The following is a 20,200-nucleotide window of genomic DNA, read 5'->3' as shown; positions in this document are numbered from 1 at the left end:
AATAACGGTGCGTTTGTATACTGGCCTCACGTTAAACAAGAGTACAGCAAACAGGAGAACAAACTATGAACAACGTTTATCCAAGAAGCTTTTCGCACATTGGTCTGTCAGTCCCTGACTTAGATGCCGCCGTAAAATTTTATACTGAAGTGATGGGTTGGTACACCATCATGGAACCAACTGAGATTGTCGAAGATGACAGCCCGATTGGTGAGATGTGTACTGAAGTATTCGGTGCTGGTTGGGGCCGCTTTCGGATCGCTCACCTATCTACTGGTGACCGTATCGGTGTTGAGATTTTTGAATTTAAAAATCAGGAAAACCCTGAAAATAACTTTGAATACTGGAAAACAGGTATTTTTCACTTCTGCGTCCAAGACCCAAACGTTGAAGCGCTGGCTGAGCGTATGGTTGCCGCAGGCGGTAAAAAGCGTATGGAAAAACCACGCTACTACTACCCTGGCGAAAAACCTTACCGCATGATTTATATGGAAGACCCGTTCGGTAACATCGTTGAGATATATAGCCACAGTTATGAGCTTATTTATAGCGAAGGCGCATACTAAATTCAGTATAGCTTAAGCTTAGTATAGATTTAGGCGATATCTGACTGACAAACCAATAGCGTACTCATCATCTGAGTGCGCTATTTTTTTGAGCGCTCTATATTAATAAACTATTGTATAGAATATAAGCCATGCTACTATTTAAGTCGCTTTATATAGCTTTATAAATAATAATATTTTCCAAACCAAACAACCCATTATCAAGGATGATAAATGACACAGTCTGATATTACTCTAGACCTAGATGACCTGTTGGTTATTAGAGAAGACAATAAAGAAAATGGCGTTGTCACGCTCACCTTAAACCAACCCAAACAATTCAATGCGTTGTCCGTTGAAGTATTGTCTGCTATGCAAACAGAGCTAGACAGTATCGCTCAAGACGATACGATCAGAGTCGTGGTTATTCAAGCGACAGGCAAGGCATTCTGTGCTGGTCATAATCTAAAACAAATGCGCACGCATACAGATGCAGCATTTCACCGTGCCCTATTCCAGCAATGTAGCAAAATGATGCTTACCATCAACCGTATGCCGCAAGTCGTTATCGCAAAAGTACAAGGCATTGCTACCGCTGCAGGATGTCAACTGGTCGCCGCTTGTGACTTAGCCGTTGCCGCTGATAATGCAAAATTTGCTACTTCTGGGATAAACGTTGGACTGTTCTGCTCCACACCTGCTGTAGCCGTCAGCCGTAATCTACCTCGTAAGCAAGCGTTTGAAATGCTAATCACAGGTGAATTTATCGATGCGCATACTGCCTTGCAATATGGCTTGATCAATCGAGTTGCGCCAGCAGAGCAACTTGATCAAACATTACAGTCATTGATAACGGCGATTACTGCCAAGTCTCCAGTAGCAGTAAGAACTGGCAAAGATATGTTTTATAAACAACTGGATATGAACATCGAAGACGCGTATGACTATGCCAGTGAAGTAATGACGGGCAATATGATGGCAGACGATGTGGGCGAAGGGATTGATGCATTTATTGAGAAGCGCCGAGCGGTATGGAAAGGGTGCTAACTCCTATAATAATAATCATTATATTGCTTAGCTGATATCATACAGAATATGCTTAGTTCAGAAAACTAGCATACCGATTTGCATTAATTAAATTTGCTTATTGCCAAGCATAAAAAAGGCCACGATATCATTATCATGGCCTTTTTCATTTCTATTTAATACAGGTGCTATAGGTACTATGAGCAGTCTTTACTCAGCAGCGATAGCGATCATTTCAACCAATAGCTCAGGACGTGCTAAAGCTGACTCACCACAAGCGCGAGCCGGTGGCTGAATACCTTCAAACCACTGGTCATAAACTTCATTCATAGCAGCAAAGTCAGCCATGTCTTTGATCCAAACCGTGACTGATAGTAGCTTTGATTTATCACTACCTACCTCTTCTAGCAACGTTTGAATTTTTTCTAGACAAGTCAATGTTTGCGCTTTGATATCGTCTTCTGCATTACCTACCTGACCACACAAATAGATCGTCTGGTTATGGATTACGGTTTTGCTCATACGTTGATTGCTGTGTAGCTTCTTAATCATGTCTATACCTTTTATTTATTAATTTAATTCTGTGCTAACTATAGTCAATCCACTATAAAAGCGTTACAGCGTTAACCTCGCTTGAAGTATGACATATACATCTGCACTCGGTTGCCTTGTACCGCTCTTAAATTGGATCAACTATATATCAGATACGCGCTTAGTTAGAAAAACGCTGGGCACTAAATGGTGCAAGATTGACCAATGTCGGCTTGTCGTGAATCATCTCTTCGACCAGACGCCCTGTCATTGGTCCTAAGGTAAAGCCTTGATGACTATGACCAAATGCAAACCATAGTTTGTCATGCTTGTCAGCAGGACCGATTACTGGCTTCATATCAGGCATACAAGGACGAGAGCCCGCCCATGCTTCACTCTCAACCGCATCTTCTAATGGCAAGATTTTTTTAGCAAGCTTCAATACGGTTTTTAACTGACCAAAGTTCTTTGGCGCATTCATCGTGGTCATCTCAGCACCAGTGGTGATACGGATACCCTGCTGCATCGGCCCCATCACAAAACCTTTGTCCATATCAAACATACTGTGATTGATGGTGTTCTTTTCTGTCACTTTGAAATGCTGATGATAGCCGCGCATTGGGAACAATGGCAAGTTATAGCCAAGTGGTCTGATCAAATCATTAGACCATGGGCCTGCTGCGATAACCAATTTATCACTATAGTAGGTATCGTTATCAGTGATAATTTTCCAACCTTCGCCGTCTTTTATGATTTCTTTCACATCGCTTTCTTTGATCGTACCCTGCATATCTTGGAAGTTTTTTGCATAAGCTTTCACGAGTGAGCTTGGGTTCGATACTTGCCAAGAATTTTTCCAATGAATCGCGCCAACGAAACCTTCAAAATTGGCGCTAGGCTCCATTGCTTTGAGCGCTTCAAGGTTTAGTACGTTATGCTCAACACCTTGGTTACGTGCGTCGATAGCTGATACTTGCGCTTCTTTGAACGTCTCTTCTGAGCGATGCAATTGCAACCAACCATCACGAGTAATGAGCTCGTCAGCACCAGAAGCGCTAATCATGGTTTGGTGCTCACTAGTACAATGCTCAATCAGCGTCTGCCACTCTGATTCAATTTTTTTGACGGATGCTGGCGTAGAGTATTTCCAGTACTGAAGCAGTGCTTGGTGATAACGCAAAATGGCCGGGATACGATAGCGAATATCGGTCCCTTGGTTTGGCAATACTCTGATCATTTCTGTCAGCTGACGAGGAAAAGGATGTGTATGAATGGCTTCGCGCTGAATCAATCCTGCATTGCCATATGAGGTCTCTGACCCTGGCAATTTTTTGTCTAACAATAATACATTTGAGTTATTTTTTTGTAGATGCCACGCGATTGACGTGCCAACCATACCTGCACCGATAACGATAACTTCGTAGCGCATAACCTATCCTTTTCTTAGGGTGTTAATACAGAGTATCAAATATAAGGGTCTAACAGAATTAGGTGGTAATAGTAACGCATTAGGATAAATTTGAAACCCTTATCTGAGAAATATTTTCGCGTCATATACTTTTGGTTATGGGGTTTTTGAGAAGGTATTTTTGATAGGAATAATATTGGCTTCGAGCAATAATCTAGCAACAAATTTGATGAAAATAGCGTCAAGTTATCCAATGTTTTTAGTTATAAAACGTTCAAGTATTCGAAAGCTCACTTATCTATATTACTGAACGGTTTTATTAGCTTATGTTTAATTGATTGGATAATCAACTAAACATAGCGTATTACCACCAAATGGGATCATCGTCTTCTATCATGGTTCTCCTTGTCGTCTCAACCGTTACCTCGTCCGCAGATAGCTCAGCGATAAAACGTGACGGCTTGTCAAAATATCCAGAATAACTAGAAAAGTAGTTCGGTGCTGTCAGATACAACTGTGTCTTTGCACGACTACAGGCAACATAAAACAGCTTACGCTCTTCTTCTAATGCTTCAAAGTCATCTAAAGAACGATGATGCGGCGTGATGCCATCTACTAAAGAATTCACAAATACTACTGGCCATTCAAGCCCTTTAGCACTATGAATGGTCGAGATAGTGACTTTGTCATTGCTACTGTCTTGCCCGTTATCCGAATTGCCCATGACAGCCACCGAGTCATTGGGTGGGTCTAAAGCGAGATTTTCTAAAAAACTATCAAGGCTTGTGTGCTCTGTCGCTAAGTTCTTCAATACCCGAAAATCTTCGGTACGCTCACGCCAATTTTCTTCAATCAGCTTTAATACTGGAATATAAAACTCAAGAATATGTTCAATAGCTGTATCAACCGATTCAGCTTGCTGTGCCTTGGTAAGCGCATGATATAGAGGTTCTAGCTGATCACTTTTTTTCGAAAATGGCGCTGCCAGTAAAGATTCAAACGCATTATTGTCAGCAGTAATGGCTTGGGTTAAGCGCGTCGCCGTCACTGCACCCACCCCTTTAAACAAGGTTAAAATACGATGCCAAGCAATCGTGTCATTTGGGTTATAGAGTATTTTGACAAAGGCCAATACATCTTTGATATGACGTCTTTCAATGAACTTGATACCGCCCACCACGATAAAGGGAATATTGCGCGCCATAAACTCTAGCTGTACGTAATTGGACTGAAAAGACGTACGGCATAATACCGCAAAGTCGTTGTAGTCATACTCTGGCTTAAGCGCGACAATCTTATCAGTGATATAGCCCGCTTCTTTTGGCTCATCACTGAGTCGTCGAAATACTGGCTTGTGTCCTTCTATTGGCGCATCAGAATACAGCTGCTTTTGATAGCCTAGCGTGATTTGCGCGGACAACGCATTGATATAGTTTAAAACGGATGGCGAGCTGCGATAATTTTGCTCAAGCTTAATAAGTTTGGCATGAGGATAAGTCTCGCCGAATAGAAGAATGTTTTCATAATTGGCACCGCGAAATGCGTAAATACTTTGATTGTCGTCACCAACTACCATCAGCGATACCGACTCAGACTCACATATTAAGTCGATTAGCTGCTTTTGCGGGATATTGGTGTCTTGGTATTCATCAACCATAATGTAACGATATTGGCTTTGCAGCAGCTGTCGAAAGGTGTCATTGGTTTTTAAATGATGCACTACTTGGCTAATTATGTCATCAAAATCATATAAGTGATTGGTGCGCTTATACTCATGAAAGTCAACTGCCAGCTGCTCGATGATAGGAATATGCACGGCAATATCTGGGTAGTTACTTTCGATTAAGTCACGAATTTGTATACGTCTATTTCTAGACGTCGAGATGATATTTTGCAGCGTTTTTTTACGCGGAAAGGCTTGTGCCTTGGTTTGAGCAGGATACTTTTTTTCTTTATGCACCAAGTCGATAGCGTCCTCACTATCGCCAGTATCCAAAATGGTAAACCTTGGATTGATACCGAGTAGCCCTGAATATTGACGTAGTAACATATTACAAAACGAGTGAAAAGTACCACTAGTGATGCTATTTAATGCTTTATCAGTTGGCAGCTTATCCTCAGCCAACTCTTCATCTGATAGTTCTTGATTTGAAAGACTGCTAGCTAGCAAGGATTTAGCTCGATCTTTTATTTCATTTGCCGCTTTACGCGTAAAGGTCAGTAGCAAAATCTCTTTAGGCGACACTCCGTTTTCTAATAGATAACTGGTGCGATAGGTCAAAGTTTTGGTCTTGCCCGAACCTGCACCAGCAATGACCAATACTTTGCCATCGATCGTAGTCGCTGCCATTAGCTGATCGGGATTTAGCTCACTGGCATAATCGACCTTTAACCCCAACCCGCTATCTAGTCTCTGCTTTAATAACTTAAGGTTTGTCGGCTCAGCCGTATCAATTAAATTTGCCTCTAGTTTTTTAATAGCCTGCTCAAGTCGAGACAGTTTAGGCTTCATCTCAAGGAAGTTTTGCGGGTATTTATAGTGGCGTGTGTCAAAAATCGAGGTTGTCATTGTCTAAAATTGCCTTACATTTTATTTTGGCGATATTATCAGCGTATGTCTGATTGTTTATAGCTTTAGAATAAGTATTATTTGCTAAACCTAGCAGAATATATGTGCTGAATTTACGTGAACTTTAAGCCCTTATTCATACGTGACAGTTTACCATATTAAAGAATAGTGATTACCAACCCACATAAGCTATGCGTCACTCCTATTGGTTAGCCTTGTTCATTTTTAAGCCTCTAATATGACCTGCTTTTATCGTAAAGATGCATATTGTCATCGGGTAAAAACCTGAGCATATACCGTAACAACCTCACCCCTATTCAGGTAAATTTGCTACAATGTGCCCAATTTTGATTTATCATTTAACCAAACTTTATACCAACTGATTTTATTAATACATTGAGAGAATGTTATGGGTTTTAATTGCGGCATCGTCGGCCTACCAAACGTGGGTAAATCCACCTTGTTTAATGCGTTGACCAAAGCGGGTATCGCCGCTGAAAACTTTCCATTTTGTACCAAAGATCCCAACACGGGTATCGTACCAGTACCAGACCCACGCCTAAAACAACTGGCTGATATCGTCAATCCTGAGCGCGTATTACCAACGACCATGGAGTTTGTTGATATCGCAGGTTTGGTCGCAGGCGCGTCGAAAGGCGAAGGCATGGGTAACCAGTTCCTAGCCAACATCCGTGAGACCGATGCAATTGCTCACGTTGTACGCTGTTTTGATGATGACAATGTGGTACACGTTGATGGCCGCGTTAGCCCGATTGATGATATCGAAACCATCAACACTGAACTGGCACTTGCAGATTTAGAAGCTGTTGAGCGCGCAATTCACAACCAAACCAAAAAGGCTAAAGGTGGTGATAAGGACGCGCAAGCATTGCTTGATGTATTCAAAAAAGTTGAACCATTATTAGCAGAAGGTAAAGCGGCTCGTGCTGCTAACCTAGACGCTGATGAGAAAAAACTGATCAGAAGCTATGGTTTAATTACGCTAAAGCCGACCATGTATATCGCTAACGTCTCTGAAGATGGTTTTGAAAACAACCCATATCTTGACGCTGTTCGTGACTATGCCACTGGTGAAGATTCTATCGTCATCGCGCTATGCAATCAGATCGAATCTGAAATTGCACAGCTCGATGAAGATGATAAAAAAGACTTCCTAGCTGAAATGGACATGGAAGAAGCCGGTCTTGACCAAGTAATCCGTGGTGGCTATGACTTACTTGATATGCAGACTTACTTTACCGCTGGCGTAAAAGAAGTACGTGCTTGGACTGTCGCTATTGGTGCGACAGCGCCGCAAGCAGCTGGCGTGATTCATACTGATTTTGAGCGTGGTTTTATTCGTGCTGAAGTCATTGCGTATGATGACTTTATCGAATACAACGGTGAAAAAGGCGCTGCTGCTGCTGGTAAATCGCGTTTAGAAGGTAAAACTTACATCGTACAAGATGGCGATGTTATGCACTTTAGATTTAACGTGTAACTTTAAATAGTACAGCTTATTTAAAGTTAATTAGCCGATGTTGGATATTCTCCATCATCGGCTTTATTTTTTCAGTATATTGTTATATTATAACATATCTTTTTTTGCTTATTTGAGGGTTCATACTGTGACTAATTATTTTTCTTTTCCTTTTTCTAGACTTGCAGGTATTACGATACTAGGTAGTGTGATGGCAGGCTCTTTACTGGGTTGTCAGCCAAACAGCGATACCGATGCAGCGGTATCTGAAAAAGCAACAGTAGATAATCATGCCGAACATGAACAAGGTCATGAAATGCATGATGATAAAGAGCATGAAGATCACGGCCACGAAGAGCATAGTGATATGGAACACGGTCATGAAGGGCCTAATCATGAAGGACATGATCATAAAAGCCATAGCCACGAAGAACATGCGCACGCAGGACACGATCATGCAGCTCATGCCAACAACAGCACTCCTTTCTCTTGTGAGCCTACTGCTACTATCGGCGTTTCTTATCATAGCGACAGTACACCGCAGACAGCGCATTTGCTCATCGATGGTATCGAATACGATTTAACAGCTACTGCTAATAGTGAAACTGATAAGGGCATCTATACCAGTGATATTGGATTAGACGATACCCACGGCATCATATGGCAAGTAAATGGAGACAAAGCGACATTGCTTAATAAAACACTGGACAGCGATGTAGCTATCGACAAGGAAGACGTAATTTTTAACTGTCAGACATCTTAATATAGTCGATTCAATATAATTTGAATACAAGCAAGGCGAGTCAAAGCACTACCAATAGTATGCTAAGCAAAACTGGCACCGTATCCAATTTATAGGGCATTAACTCTAGTCAAAGAAGTCAAACGGGTACAAGGCCGCCGACTGCAGATTGTACAAATAGTAGCTCTAAGGAAGGTAACGCCGTAGCCGTTTAGTAGTTCCCTGACTATATAGCTGTACCAAGGGCGCTATTTTGCTATGCTAGAGGCTCCCTTGGTTCCGGATGTTTCAATATGCTAAATAAACCAACTTCCTTATCGTCCCCTACCACACAATGGTCACATCTTCTCAACTCACAACGTCTTGGTGCTTCCAAAAAATTTAACGCCAATACCAGTACTCGCTCTCAGTTTCACAAAGACTATGACAGACTGGTATTTTCTCACTCTTTTCGCCAGTTAAATCAGAAAACCCAAGTCCATCCATTGACCAATCAGCTCGGTATTCATACGCGCCTGACTCACTCGCTAGAAGTGTCTTCTATTGGTCGCTCTTTGGGAATGATGGCTGCCGAAAAAATCCATGACGCATTAGGTAGCGGCCTACCAGCAGGAGTTTTACCTGCAGACGTCGGTGTGATCGTACAAGCAGCTTGTCTTGCTCACGATATTGGCAATCCGCCTTTTGGTCACGCTGGAGAGTATGCGATTCGTGATTGGTTTAGGCAGCCTGAGCCGCAAGCGATTTTGCAAAATTTAAGCAGCAACGAGCGATTAGACTTACTGGCATACGAGGGTAATGCTCAAGGATTTCGCCTATTGGCACGTAATGAACATCACCCTGATAAGGGCGGTATGCGGCTCACCTGTGCCACGCTAGGCGCCTTTATGAAGTATCCGTGGTTGGCGACTCACAGCAATGATGTCAATGACAACCATTATACCGTGCAGAAATTTGGCTGCTTTTATAGTGAGGCGTCTCAATTGGAGGAATTAGCTGCGTGTTTGCATTTGCCACGCTCAGAGCAACACGATGGCTTTGCGCGCCATCCATTGGCTTACCTGCTAGAAGCAGCAGATGACATCTGTTATGCGCTAATCGATTTAGAAGATGGCATCCATCTGAATATGCTAACCTATAGCGAAGTCGCCACGATATTTTATGAGCTGATTGGTGAACGTCCAAGTAGCGTAAACTTGCCAGCGCATATGTCTGTCAGACAAAGTCTTGCCTCCCTGCGGGCACGAGCCATGATGCGTTTGGTCAATACCGTCACCGATGTTTTTGTAGCCAACAGTGATGCATTGCTAGCTGGCACATTACAAGGCAGCCTATTTGCCCATTGCGATACCAGCGTACAGAATGGTATCAATCAAGCTAAGCAGCTGGCACGCGAAAAAATATTTAACCATCCGAGCAAAGTAAGAATGGAGCTGATGGCCAATCAATGCTTGCATAGCCTATTGAATGCCTTTATGCCGCTCGCTTGGACTGGCTCTGAATCTGCTACTATGCAGCCGCCGATGTCTTTTGAGCAGCAACGTCTGTTAAGATTGTTACAGCCTCATCTTGACGAACATCGCCGCATCTTGTCTGACGATATCTATCATAATGTCTTAAATATTTTGGATTTTATTACAGGTATGAATGACCATGAAGCTTATCGACTGGCGCAAGAATTGCAAGGCCATTGGGGCACAGTGGTTTAAAAGACCAGTGCAGGTTTAGTAAATTAACACGAATGGCGTATTTCAGTCGTATTTATGCGTTGAAATGAGTATGATAAACACCTACCGGACAATTTTGAAATATTATGAGCAGTCGCGAACAAAAAAAACTTCAAACTCGGCACGCCTTTTTTAATGCTGTGCTCGATCTATGTATGACAGGGCAATCTTTTAGCTCTATCAGTCTCAGACAAGTAACACGCGAGGTTGGCGTTGTGCCGACTGCGTTTTATCGCCATTTTGATGATATGGAGTCACTCGGGCGCGCTTTGGTCATTGAGGAATTAGGCGGTACGTTAGCCACGTTAAGTGATAGCCTGCAGATTGGACGTAAACGTAGTTTCGATCGTCAAATCGCAAAAAGCATTCAGCTATTCTTGTACATGGTCAGCGATCAGCCTTATTACTGGCAGTTCTTGGTCAGTGAGCGTTATGGTGGGTCAGAAGCAGTACGCAAAGCCATCAATGAGTTGATTAAGATACATGCTCAAGGGTTGGCCGACGACTTAGCGTTGCAGCCAGCGTTTACCCATATCAACGCTTATGACCGTCGTCTATTGGCTGAGGCTGGTGTGAATATGTTCTTCTCTTGGATTATTGATTGGCTAGAGCTGACCTACACGGAAGATCATGATGATGAGATTGATCTAAACGAAATCGAAGAAAACAAACAGCTGATGCTGCATAACTGTACTCGTCAAGCACAGATGCTTTTTTACGGGGCTTATAATTGGAAGTCTAGCGAAGAAACACGCCTAAAAGACTAAATAAGATCTCAACACCATTTGCTAAAAGCTCGGACGAAATGCCCATAGTCTCTGTGTCACTACTTTGACTTCCTTGGGCATTTTACCGTCTACCTCACTACTGTTAGCGGCCTGATTATCATTAGCTGTCTGACTATTATTAACTGCTTGATTATTATCAACGACAGTTTTACTAATCAAGACTGTGGCAAAACGCTCTCTAGCTTGACCGACAGTTGCATTATCAGTCGCTGTGATAAGCGCCATAAATGCTTTGCTATCAACGGCAAGCATGGGTGTTAAGGCTTTTCGTTGCTCATCATTTAGACTGCCGAATATCGGTAATTGCCATACTGCATCAATAGACGTCAGGGCCTGCTGTGCGCGCATATCTACCAGTGCTTGCATCTGTTGGCTGTTAGCACCATCAATTAGTGCTGCTAACAATGCAGGACTGGCAGTATTGATATTAATAAGCACATAATAAGGCACTGCGGTAAGATAAGGCCGTAATACTGCTAATGTCTCAGCGCTTACCCCTTTCACTTCTAGTAGCTGATCGATACTGACAAAAGGCTGATTTGGCAAAGCATCTGTTGCTACAGCATTTGACTGCTGCGCATATACCGTACTTTCATCACCGCCATCTTGATATACCTCGCCGTCTGCATCTTGCCAATCCAGTATAGCAATAGCAATATCAGGCTCTAGATTTAGTTGCGTGAGTAGTCGTTGGAGTACTGCTAAAGCAGTGGTATTGGCTGACCCATCTTGATACAAGTTATTAATGTTAAAACGACCAGACTCATCGCGTAGCTCAATGCTGACACTGTGACTAGCCAATGTATAAGGTGGTATGGGCTGCGCCCAGATATCTTGCGCACTATCCGTATCATTGAGGTTGCTATCAGCGCGAATCATCGTCACTGCCAACTGTTGACCTGCATCGATATCTTGCAGCAACTGATTTTGATCGAACAACAGACCACTACGCCTAATTGCAATTTTTTGGCTAGCAAGCATCGACCCTGCAACCACAGTAATACTTACTACCAATAATAAGATAGTCAGCAGTGCAACACCGCGTTGAGAGTTCGCAGTCATCGACATACATAGCCTTTGTTGTTGAGCAATTGATGCATTTTAACCACTACCTTCTCAATTATTCGTTCCCGCACTGCTATTATTGTCACTACCATCACTACCGCTGTTGTCATTATTAGCATTATCATTGTTACTACCATCTGTATTATTGACTGTGCTTTGACTATTGCTATGCGATATCGGTTGCGGGGCGAGTGCCCATTGCCAAGTGATTGGCATATCTTGGTATGTAAAGCTAACCGCGACTCCTTTCGGCAATAGAACAGCTGTGGGCTTGGAATTCGCTGTATTCGCTGATTGTACTACTGCTACGCTTGCACTACTGCCACTGTTAATGTCATCGCTCGGAAATCTGGTACTTAGCTCTGGTAGATAGGCTTGCCAGCGTCCTGCTGTGACACCTTCGAGCAATACGCTGTCTAAGCTGACGCTGTCACGCCCGCCTTCCATACTGGTATACTGGCGACGTATCAAACGCTCATCTGCAAAAATATATTCGATACGTTGGAGGCTATTGCTATTCTGATATCGTGGATCAGGATCGGCAAAGCGTACAAAGCTGACATGCTCGCCATCTAAGCTCATAAAGGGCTCAGGCGCTATTTTATTTATTTGTCCGTTTATTTGCTCGCTTGATTGAGGTTTGTTGTTCGTATTACTACTATCGCTTGGACTGTTATTCGCCGCACTGACACTTTGAGTAGTCGACGCTTGATAAGGGATAATTTGACCCATGTCTTGCTGTAACTGTAAATAAGCGTACTGCAAGACAGCCAGATTGTCAGCATGGAATTGTGCGCGCTCACGAGCACGGTTGACCCCATCAAATACCTGCCAGCCTGCAACGGCTAGCATCGCAAATATTGCCATGGCAACCATTAGCTCAAGTAATGTGAAACCACGCTGATGTCTCACAGACCGCCCCCTGCCTGCTCGCTATTACCTGTTGTGCTTAGACCACTTAAATCCAGACTGCCCGTATCTTGCTCAGCATTACTTAGCATCACAGTGATATCAGTGATCGATGTGCGTGTCTGCCCATCCATAATAGGCGCAACTGCGATATTTACTTCTTTTAGGGCAGGTGTGATGGCGTCGCCGACTGTCATTGCTATTTGCCAATCACGCCCTTGAGCATTCACGGTTTGGGTGCGGTTGGCTGTCAGCCACGTCTCTTGAATACGCAAATCAGCGGCGGCATTTTGGGCAACAAAGTGAGCAAGCGTACGAGTACGCAATATATCAACTGAGCTCAGATATGCACTACTGGCACGGCTCGCCGCGACTGCTACCACTGCTAAAATAGCCAGAGCAACCATCACTTCGATAAGGGTAAAGCCGCTCTCGCGCCCAGACTTGAGTGATATAGATTTTGGTGACATAGGCTGGCTTGTCATAGGAGGTTTATATAATTTAGTCACTATAACCCCTGTCCGATTCGCATGCTGCCATCTGGCATTATGGTAATCACCTCGCCTACTAAACGCGAATCGTGAAGTACTTCAATGGTGACGGGCGTTGCTTGTCCCGTACCAAACCACAATACCTGCGGTACGTTTTGATCGCTAAACCAAGGCTGTAACGTTTGGGTTCGTCCCGTATTCTGTAAACCGCTAGAATCCAAACTTTGAACTCTAATACTTACGCCAGTAGGCAGTTCAGGCAAATTGATGCCCGACTCAACCTCCCAACTTGGCGTTGGTTTTTTCTCATTAGTAGAGCCTGATAGACCAGCCACCTCTGCCGACAGCTCCATAGCATTCTTAGGCTGACTGTCGGTGCTATCTGACGTCATCTCTGTTGTCTGGTACGCGACATATGGATTTGTTAAGGTAACGATGACTGGCTCTACTTGACCTTGCTTATCTGCCTGCATACGCAAACCCATCGGCTGCATACGTTCAGCCGATAATAGGCGAACGTAGCTTAACGAATCGGTCAGATGCTCATAAAAAGCGCGGTTTTTTCGGGATTCACTGCTACCGACAGACAAACTCATTAGGCCAGCAAATATAGATAAGATAACCACTACCACCACGATTTCTACCAATGTAAAACCAGTCTGTGTCCGACTGTTTATTGATGAGACTGATGATAAGTGATAAGCATCACTTGATATGGAGACGCAGCTGCGACAATGGTCTATAGGTCTTGTATCTAAGCAGCTTGATTGAGACGTTTGACTAATTAGAGTAAAAGAGCAAATAGCCGCTGAACTGGACTGAGTCTTGACAGTGACCGGCATATTGCACCTATAAGCCCAATTTTTATTGTCGCAGAATGAGAAAGAGTTTTAAAGAATGTAGAAGATATATGAATTCGTGCTGCAATAGTAAACATTGCAACACGATTTATTAAAGCCGAAAAAGGTTCACAACCCAAAAATTACTTGCTACTTTATTAATAGTTACTTTACTAAGAGCTACTTTACCGATAACTAATTTAATAGTTGGTATTACGGTGCTCTTCTGATTCAGTATCGATTTGCTCTACCAGCTCTTGCATATCCTCATCCATGACCTCTTCATCGTCAGCAGGATAATGACTTGGCAATTCTAGCACTTGCTGAACAAAGGCATAACGCAGCGTATCACGACGACCTAAATAGCGTTGGTAAAAGCTTGAGTTTAAGAGCCCTGCACCGCCCTGACCAATTGCCCAAATAGACGATAGATAATCACGAGTACTCAAGTTACTGTGCTCATCTTTTAGGTATGCGCTGATGATATCAATCAAACGCTTCATGCGCTGGCGACGGATATCATATAACTCACCAAACAAACGATTGAGACCAGTCACTGATGCTGCCAGACGCTCTTCAATTTGATTCAATAGCATGGCTTTTTGCGGGTTGAATAACTGCTGAAAAATCATACGGGCAACGCCTGCCGACGGGCAGTCATCAATGCGGTTAATCTCAAACAATTGCTCTTCGTAACGAATAATAATACGCAGATAAAGCTCATCTTTACTGGAGAAATGCTTGTACAGGGTGCCTTTAGCCAAATCGAGCTGATCTGCCAAACTGTCTAAAGTGATATCACCATCGCCTGACTCAAGTAGCAATTGTTCTGCCATCGCTAAGATGTTCTCTTCTCGTGCCTTGAACTGGTGCTGACGACTCATAATCTCTCCTAAAACATGACAAGATTAAGCATATGACCATCAATTATGTGCGTACATTTGGCAATGAGCGTATAAAACTATACAAGAACTGCTGAAATACCATAAAAGGGATATGCTTATATTTACAAATAGTCATTGATAATCATATATTTACATTTAGTAAATCGAATACTAAGGGGGATTAAACTATACGATCATCACATAAATGACTGACTGGTCATAGCATAACCATTTTAGCGATACTGTGCCAGTAAATTTTCAAAGTTTTTTGCGGTTAATGCTCCAACCTCGTTACTATCACAACCGTACATATCTGCGATAAAGCTGGCGACATAAGGTACGTAGGCAGGCTCATTGGGACGACCACGCTTAGGTACAGGCGCCAAATATGGACTGTCTGTCTCAATCAAAATTCTGTCTCTAGGCATGTGCCTTGCAGCATCTTGGATATTTTGGGCACTTTTAAAGCTAACAATACCTGAGAAGGAGATATAAAATCCTAAATCTAAAGCACGTTTCGCAGTCTCCCAGTCTTCAGTGAAGCAATGAATAATACCATGCTCAGCGCCTTCACTTTTTAAGATATCGATCGTATCTTCTTTTGCGTCACGCATGTGTATGACAAGCGGTTTTTTTAGTTGCTGACTGGCATGGATATGGCGTGCAAGACTGGCTTGCTGCTCTTTTTTATTTTCTGTAGACCAGTAGTAATCTAGCCCTGTCTCGCCTATTGCCCATACATGGTCTTTATCAGCAGTCTCTATTAGACGCTCAACCGTCGCTGATTTCAGTACATCGATATCTTCGCAAGGATGGATTCCTACACTCATCCCTAGATTTAGCGTCTCGTCACCATAGGTGCTCACAATATTGGCAATCTCGTCGTATTCTGCAAAATCACACATAATCGCCATCGCACGGGTAACATTAGCAGTTTTCATGGCGTCAATCGCGCCAGATAATTTACCATCGTATTTCGTCAAATCTAAACGGTTGAGGTGGCAATGAGTATCTGTAAACATAAATAATCTCGTTGTTAAAAACTTATCCATTAAAAGTCTGGGAATTAAAAATTGAAATTTTCATTATATTGATTGCTGTGAGGTGCGCTGTTTTCAAGTGGCATCGTATTTCCTATTTTTAAAATAATATCCACTAATGCACGTCCTAATACATAAGACTAATTAAGAGGCACGACTCGCATCACCTCTTCTATGGTTGTCACGCCTTCACTAATACGTTTTGCGCCTGATAAACGTAATGGCTGTAGTCCTTCGCGATAGGCTTGTTGTTTGAGTACATCTAAGTTTGTATCGGCTGCGACCAGTTTTTTTAACTCGTTAGACAATGGCATAATCTCGTATAGGCCGACTCGTCCCTGATAACCAGTGTGTCGACAATGCTCGCAGCCTTGAGCCATATAAACTTGTGCTGGGGCAGGCGCACGCCAAGGTTGTACCAACTCCTGCCATTGAATGGCAACCTCGCTGTCTGGCACAACGTCTACCGCTTTTTTGCAATGCGGGCATAGTGTACGTAATAAACGCTGTGCCATCACACCTAAGATAGTCGCTGATGTCAAAAACGGTTGAATACCCAAATCATGCAAACGAGTGATTGAACTTGGCGCATCGTTAGTATGTAGTGTCGAGAGCACCAAATGCCCTGTCAATGAAGCTTGTACTGCCATATTGGCTGTTTCGGCATCACGAATCTCCCCTACCATAATGATGTCAGGATCTTGACGCATCAAGGAGCGAATGCCGTCAGCAAAGTATAAATCAACGCCTGGATTTACTTGCATTTGGTTAAATGCAGGTTCAATCATTTCAATAGGATCTTCAATGGTACAGACATTGACTTGTTCAGTCGCTAGCTGCTTGAGAGTACTATACAAGGTCGTGGTCTTACCCGAACCTGTAGGCCCAGTGACCAAAATAATCCCGTTTGAATGAGCAGTCAATTCATGCCACGTTTCAAGCTGCTTACCCGATAGACCAAGCTGAGCAAAGGAGCGCACCAGTACTTCAGGATCAAATACCCGCATGACCAACTTTTCACCAAACGCGGTTGGCATAGTCGACAAACGAAGCTCTGTCTCTAGTCCCTTCGGCGTTCGCGTCTTTAAACGGCCATCCTGCGGCTTACGCTTTTCTGCGACATTTAGTCGCCCTAAAATTTTGATACGTGCGGTCACCGCGACGATGATTGCCAATGGCATCTCATACACCGTATGTAGCACACCATCAATACGGAAGCGTACCTTACCTGTCTCACGACGTGGCTCTAAATGGATATCACTAGCTCGTTGCTCAAAGGCATATTGCAACAGCCAGTCAACAACTCTGACAATATGCTGGTCATTGGCATCAGGGTTGGTATTGTCACCCAATTGCAATAATGCTTCGACATTGGTCACATCGGCAGCTGCACGCTTATGGACACTATTTGCGCCTGCAATCGCTTGGGTGACTTGATAGAACTCTTGCCGATAGCGTTTAATCTGCTCAGGATTGATATAGACCGTACGATAGCTTTTTGACTTGATCAGTTTTTCAATACTTGAGTGCCAGTCAGTATAAAAAGGCTGATCCGTTCCAATAATCACTTCGTCTACAGCGACCTCAATCGGTAAAATATGCTGTGAACGTGCATATTCAAATGACATCAATTGTGTGACCGCAGGGACATCAACTTTTAGAGGGTCAATACGAACGAGAGACATGTCTGCTTTAGCCGCCAACCATTGGTTGAGCCAAGCCAAAGTTAATTTATTTTCAGTGCTATTGTCCGTCGCATGGCCATTAGGCAAGCCAAATTCACTAATCGTTAGTAGAGGGTGCTGCGCTTTGTCGCGACGGCTAGTAATGACTAGGTTATAGCCGCGTTGGTCAATCACTTTATCTGCCAATAGCTCATCTAGACACCAACGCAAATCAATCACTATCGAGTACTGTTGAGCAGACATATCTCTCTTCTTCTATTGTTTTAAAATGTGTTGTCAAAAATGATATCAATGCAAGCCCGTTAGATTGCAACTACGGCAGTTATCTGTAGCTGCCCTGACTCTATCAACTGAAAACTCACATCAACGGATTTATAACGCATAACAAATGGCGTGGCTATCTCTGTCCGACGATAAGCTGGACGCGGGTCTTGGGCAATTAATTCTTTGATAATGCTCATATCTGAGGCTACTAATTGATTTTGTATACGATGAATCGTAGACGCAACTGTCGCACTATTCGATCCAGTGTTTGCGTCTTTAATACTTGTATCATCATTATTAGCATTACTAGGCTCGCCTGCGCTTACTAGCATCATAAACTGTTCGTTAGCAGCATCGGTCACGGTTACGTTTAATAATTCTGGAGCGGTTGGTGCGAATCCACTCTCTGCCTGAATCAGCGCATCACTATAGGCCACATATGGCTTTATATCGATGATTGGCGTGCTATCTATCATATCAGCACCTTTGATAATCAATAATACACGGCCTTGTATTATTTTGACTTGTTCGAGCTTGACGACAGACAAACCTAGCCCTGAAGGCCGATACATACTGCGACTGGCAAACACCCCTATTTTTTGATTACCGCCCAATCTTGGTGGGCGTACTTGAGCGCGAAAACTAGTACTGGTTTCATTGTTATTTTTATATCGATAATTATGATGAAACTGCCAACTCACCCATATATGGCTAAACTTATCCAAACCATCAAATGCAGCTGGCATATCATATGGTGCTAACATCTCAATGACACTAGTCAGAGCGACCAGGTTTGGCTGGCGCGGCGCACCAAATTTTTGTGAAAGCGGCGCACGATGATAGCCAATAACAGGAGCTTGATGGTAGTTATCTAATAGGGAATTCTCATCAAGCATAGACCAACTCCAGTAATACAAAACTGCCCTGATAAAGCAGTTTTGCCAAATGATACAAAATTACTCACTAACGATATTCCATTTTATCATGCTAGACAAACACTGCTAGACGGATTTTTATTTTAAAGTTTGGTATTATGAGCAAGAAATTTGATGAGAGTCATTTACATTTGGGCGATATGACCGATAATGCTGTCATCGTTGACGCAAATTTACTATGTCTAATGACGTAATAGCTGGCTGTATATAAGCTGATAGACTGGCTCTATTGCGCTTACTCATCATTTACTCGTTCATAAAAATAGCAGTGTCGACAACGATTAAAAGACTGATACGTTTTTATAATGTTCAATCTAACATTGAACATTCTGATTTAATACTTATTCAAACTTAACACACAAATAACAACTTATTAACGAGGACTTTATGTCAAAACTTCGCACCGAAACGGTCACAGAGGTTCATCACTGGAATGATTCTCTATTTAGTATCAAAACCACTCGTGACGATGGCTTGCGCTTTCGTAATGGCGAATTTGCGATGATTGGACTTGTTGTTGATGGCAAGCCACTACTACGCGCTTATTCAATTGCCAGCCCTAACTATGAAGATCATTTAGAATTCTTCTCTATTAAAGTTCAAGATGGTCCGTTAACTTCACGCTTACAGCATATCAAAGTAGGTGACGAGCTGTTAGTCAGTAAAAAACCAACGGGCACACTAGTATTGGACGATCTGCTACCAGGTAAGAACCTGTACATGCTCTCTACTGGTACTGGCCTTGCTCCCTTCTTGTCACTAGCACGTGACCCTGAAGTGTATGAGCGTTTTGACAAAATCATCTTAGTACATGGCGTACGTCACGTTCATGATTTGGCTTATCGTGAAATGTTTGAAAATGAGCTGCCTAATGACGAAATCTTTGGTGAATGGTATCGCGAAAAATTCATCTATTATCCAACCGTTACACGTGAAGAGTTTAGAAACCAAGGACGTGTCACTGATTTGATGAAATCAGGCAAATTGTTCGAAGATATTGGTTTACCGCCAATGAATAAAGATGACGACCGCGTCATGCTTTGTGGCAGCATGCCATTTAATGCTGAGGTTTCTGCTATTTTAGATGATTTTGGCTTGACTGTTTCACCACGTATGGGTGTGCAGGCAGATTACGCAGTTGAGCGTGCCTTTGTCGGCTAGAGTGATGCTATTTAGTATCATTAGAACAAATGAAAAATTGTATAAAATAATGCTTGACGCAAGTAAATAGGCTGCTATAATACGCAGCCTATACAGTCAACACTGTAGCCC

At 42.9% G+C, this 20,200-nt stretch carries 18 protein-coding genes; 7 read left to right on the top strand and 11 right to left on the bottom strand.

The genetic code is table 11. The features are described from left to right. The first annotated feature begins 65 nt into the window (after window positions 1-65). Both QL886_RS04365 and QL886_RS04360 read left to right on the top strand, forming a co-directional pair. Window positions 66-566, top strand: a complete 501-nt coding sequence (locus QL886_RS04365) for a lactoylglutathione lyase family protein (RefSeq protein WP_290177753.1) — start codon at window positions 66-68, stop codon at window positions 564-566. Window positions 567-779: 213 nt separating this feature from the next. After that, on the top strand, window positions 780-1,592 hold the full coding sequence (locus QL886_RS04360; RefSeq protein WP_290177752.1) for an enoyl-CoA hydratase: 813 nt from the start codon (window positions 780-782) through the stop codon (window positions 1,590-1,592). 189 nt (window positions 1,593-1,781) lie between these two features. On the opposite strand, the gene QL886_RS04355 is transcribed toward QL886_RS04360, so the two are convergent. The 3 genes from QL886_RS04355 to QL886_RS04345 all read right to left on the bottom strand — a co-directional run bounded on the left by QL886_RS04355 (window position 1,782) and on the right by QL886_RS04345 (window position 6,079). Continuing rightward, the gene (locus tag QL886_RS04355; RefSeq protein ID WP_055124581.1) at window positions 1,782-2,120 is read right to left on the bottom strand and encodes a RidA family protein; all 339 of its coding nucleotides are present in this window, start codon (window positions 2,118-2,120) and stop codon (window positions 1,782-1,784) included. Between the two features lie 163 nt (window positions 2,121-2,283). Next, complete coding sequence (locus QL886_RS04350) at window positions 2,284-3,531, bottom strand: FAD-dependent oxidoreductase (protein WP_290177751.1); 1,248 nt, start codon at window positions 3,529-3,531, stop codon at window positions 2,284-2,286. Between the two features lie 343 nt (window positions 3,532-3,874). After that, a complete protein-coding gene (locus QL886_RS04345) occupies window positions 3,875-6,079 on the bottom strand; it encodes an ATP-dependent helicase (RefSeq protein ID WP_290177750.1) in 2,205 nt (734 codons plus the stop codon). A 409-nt stretch (window positions 6,080-6,488) separates the two neighbouring features. Between QL886_RS04345 and ychF the strand changes: the two genes are divergently transcribed. The 4 genes from ychF to QL886_RS04325 all read left to right on the top strand — a co-directional run bounded on the left by ychF (window position 6,489) and on the right by QL886_RS04325 (window position 10,795). Next, window positions 6,489-7,580 (top strand): redox-regulated ATPase YchF, encoded by a 1,092-nt coding sequence (ychF, locus tag QL886_RS04340; protein ID WP_201547425.1) that lies wholly within the window; start codon window positions 6,489-6,491, stop codon window positions 7,578-7,580. Between the two features lie 127 nt (window positions 7,581-7,707). Further along, window positions 7,708-8,322: a hypothetical protein gene (locus QL886_RS04335; protein ID WP_290177749.1), complete on the top strand. Its 615-nt coding sequence runs from the start codon at window positions 7,708-7,710 to the stop codon at window positions 8,320-8,322. A gap of 272 nt (window positions 8,323-8,594) precedes the next feature. Further along, the gene (locus tag QL886_RS04330) at window positions 8,595-10,010 is read left to right on the top strand and encodes a deoxyguanosinetriphosphate triphosphohydrolase (protein WP_290177748.1); all 1,416 of its coding nucleotides are present in this window, start codon (window positions 8,595-8,597) and stop codon (window positions 10,008-10,010) included. A gap of 104 nt (window positions 10,011-10,114) precedes the next feature. Further along, a complete protein-coding gene (locus QL886_RS04325) occupies window positions 10,115-10,795 on the top strand; it encodes a TetR family transcriptional regulator (RefSeq protein ID WP_057759356.1) in 681 nt (226 codons plus the stop codon). A 21-nt stretch (window positions 10,796-10,816) separates the two neighbouring features. Here QL886_RS04325 and gspK read toward each other — a convergent pair whose 3' ends face one another. From gspK to tsaA, 8 genes are all read right to left on the bottom strand, one after another. Next, window positions 10,817-11,884 carry a type II secretion system minor pseudopilin GspK gene (gene gspK, locus QL886_RS04320; RefSeq protein ID WP_290177747.1) on the bottom strand — a complete coding sequence of 356 codons (1,068 nt, stop codon included), beginning with the start codon at window positions 11,882-11,884 and terminating at the stop codon, window positions 10,817-10,819. A 48-nt stretch (window positions 11,885-11,932) separates the two neighbouring features. Continuing rightward, window positions 11,933-12,793 carry a type II secretion system protein GspJ gene (locus QL886_RS04315; protein ID WP_290177746.1) on the bottom strand — a complete coding sequence of 287 codons (861 nt, stop codon included), beginning with the start codon at window positions 12,791-12,793 and terminating at the stop codon, window positions 11,933-11,935. After that, window positions 12,790-13,260: a type II secretion system minor pseudopilin GspI gene (gene gspI, locus QL886_RS04310; protein ID WP_290177745.1), complete on the bottom strand. Its 471-nt coding sequence runs from the start codon at window positions 13,258-13,260 to the stop codon at window positions 12,790-12,792. Before gspI ends, QL886_RS04315 begins: the two co-directional genes overlap by 4 nt. A 38-nt stretch (window positions 13,261-13,298) precedes the next feature. Next, window positions 13,299-13,958: a prepilin-type N-terminal cleavage/methylation domain-containing protein gene (locus QL886_RS04305; RefSeq protein WP_290177765.1), complete on the bottom strand. Its 660-nt coding sequence runs from the start codon at window positions 13,956-13,958 to the stop codon at window positions 13,299-13,301. 362 nt (window positions 13,959-14,320) lie between these two features. After that, window positions 14,321-15,004: a TetR/AcrR family transcriptional regulator gene (locus QL886_RS04300; RefSeq protein ID WP_057759351.1), complete on the bottom strand. Its 684-nt coding sequence runs from the start codon at window positions 15,002-15,004 to the stop codon at window positions 14,321-14,323. Between the two features lie 233 nt (window positions 15,005-15,237). Further along, the gene (locus QL886_RS04295; RefSeq protein ID WP_290177744.1) at window positions 15,238-16,026 is read right to left on the bottom strand and encodes a TatD family hydrolase; all 789 of its coding nucleotides are present in this window, start codon (window positions 16,024-16,026) and stop codon (window positions 15,238-15,240) included. A 158-nt stretch (window positions 16,027-16,184) separates the two neighbouring features. Continuing rightward, window positions 16,185-17,972, bottom strand: coding sequence for a GspE/PulE family protein (locus QL886_RS04290; RefSeq protein WP_290177743.1), 1,788 nt, complete (start codon window positions 17,970-17,972; stop codon window positions 16,185-16,187). A 59-nt stretch (window positions 17,973-18,031) separates the two neighbouring features. After that, window positions 18,032-18,889 (bottom strand): tRNA (N6-threonylcarbamoyladenosine(37)-N6)-methyltransferase TrmO, encoded by an 858-nt coding sequence (gene tsaA, locus QL886_RS04285; protein ID WP_290177742.1) that lies wholly within the window; start codon window positions 18,887-18,889, stop codon window positions 18,032-18,034. Between the two features lie 426 nt (window positions 18,890-19,315). Between tsaA and QL886_RS04280 the strand changes: the two genes are divergently transcribed. After that, the gene (locus QL886_RS04280; RefSeq protein ID WP_101205461.1) at window positions 19,316-20,089 is read left to right on the top strand and encodes a ferredoxin--NADP reductase; all 774 of its coding nucleotides are present in this window, start codon (window positions 19,316-19,318) and stop codon (window positions 20,087-20,089) included. Window positions 20,090-20,200 lie beyond the last annotated feature (111 nt).

The sequence above is a fragment of the Psychrobacter sp. APC 3281 genome (assembly GCF_030407815.1).
Taxonomy (GTDB): Bacteria; Pseudomonadota; Gammaproteobacteria; order Pseudomonadales; family Moraxellaceae; genus Psychrobacter.
This window is presented reverse-complemented; position numbering and strand designations above follow the sequence as displayed.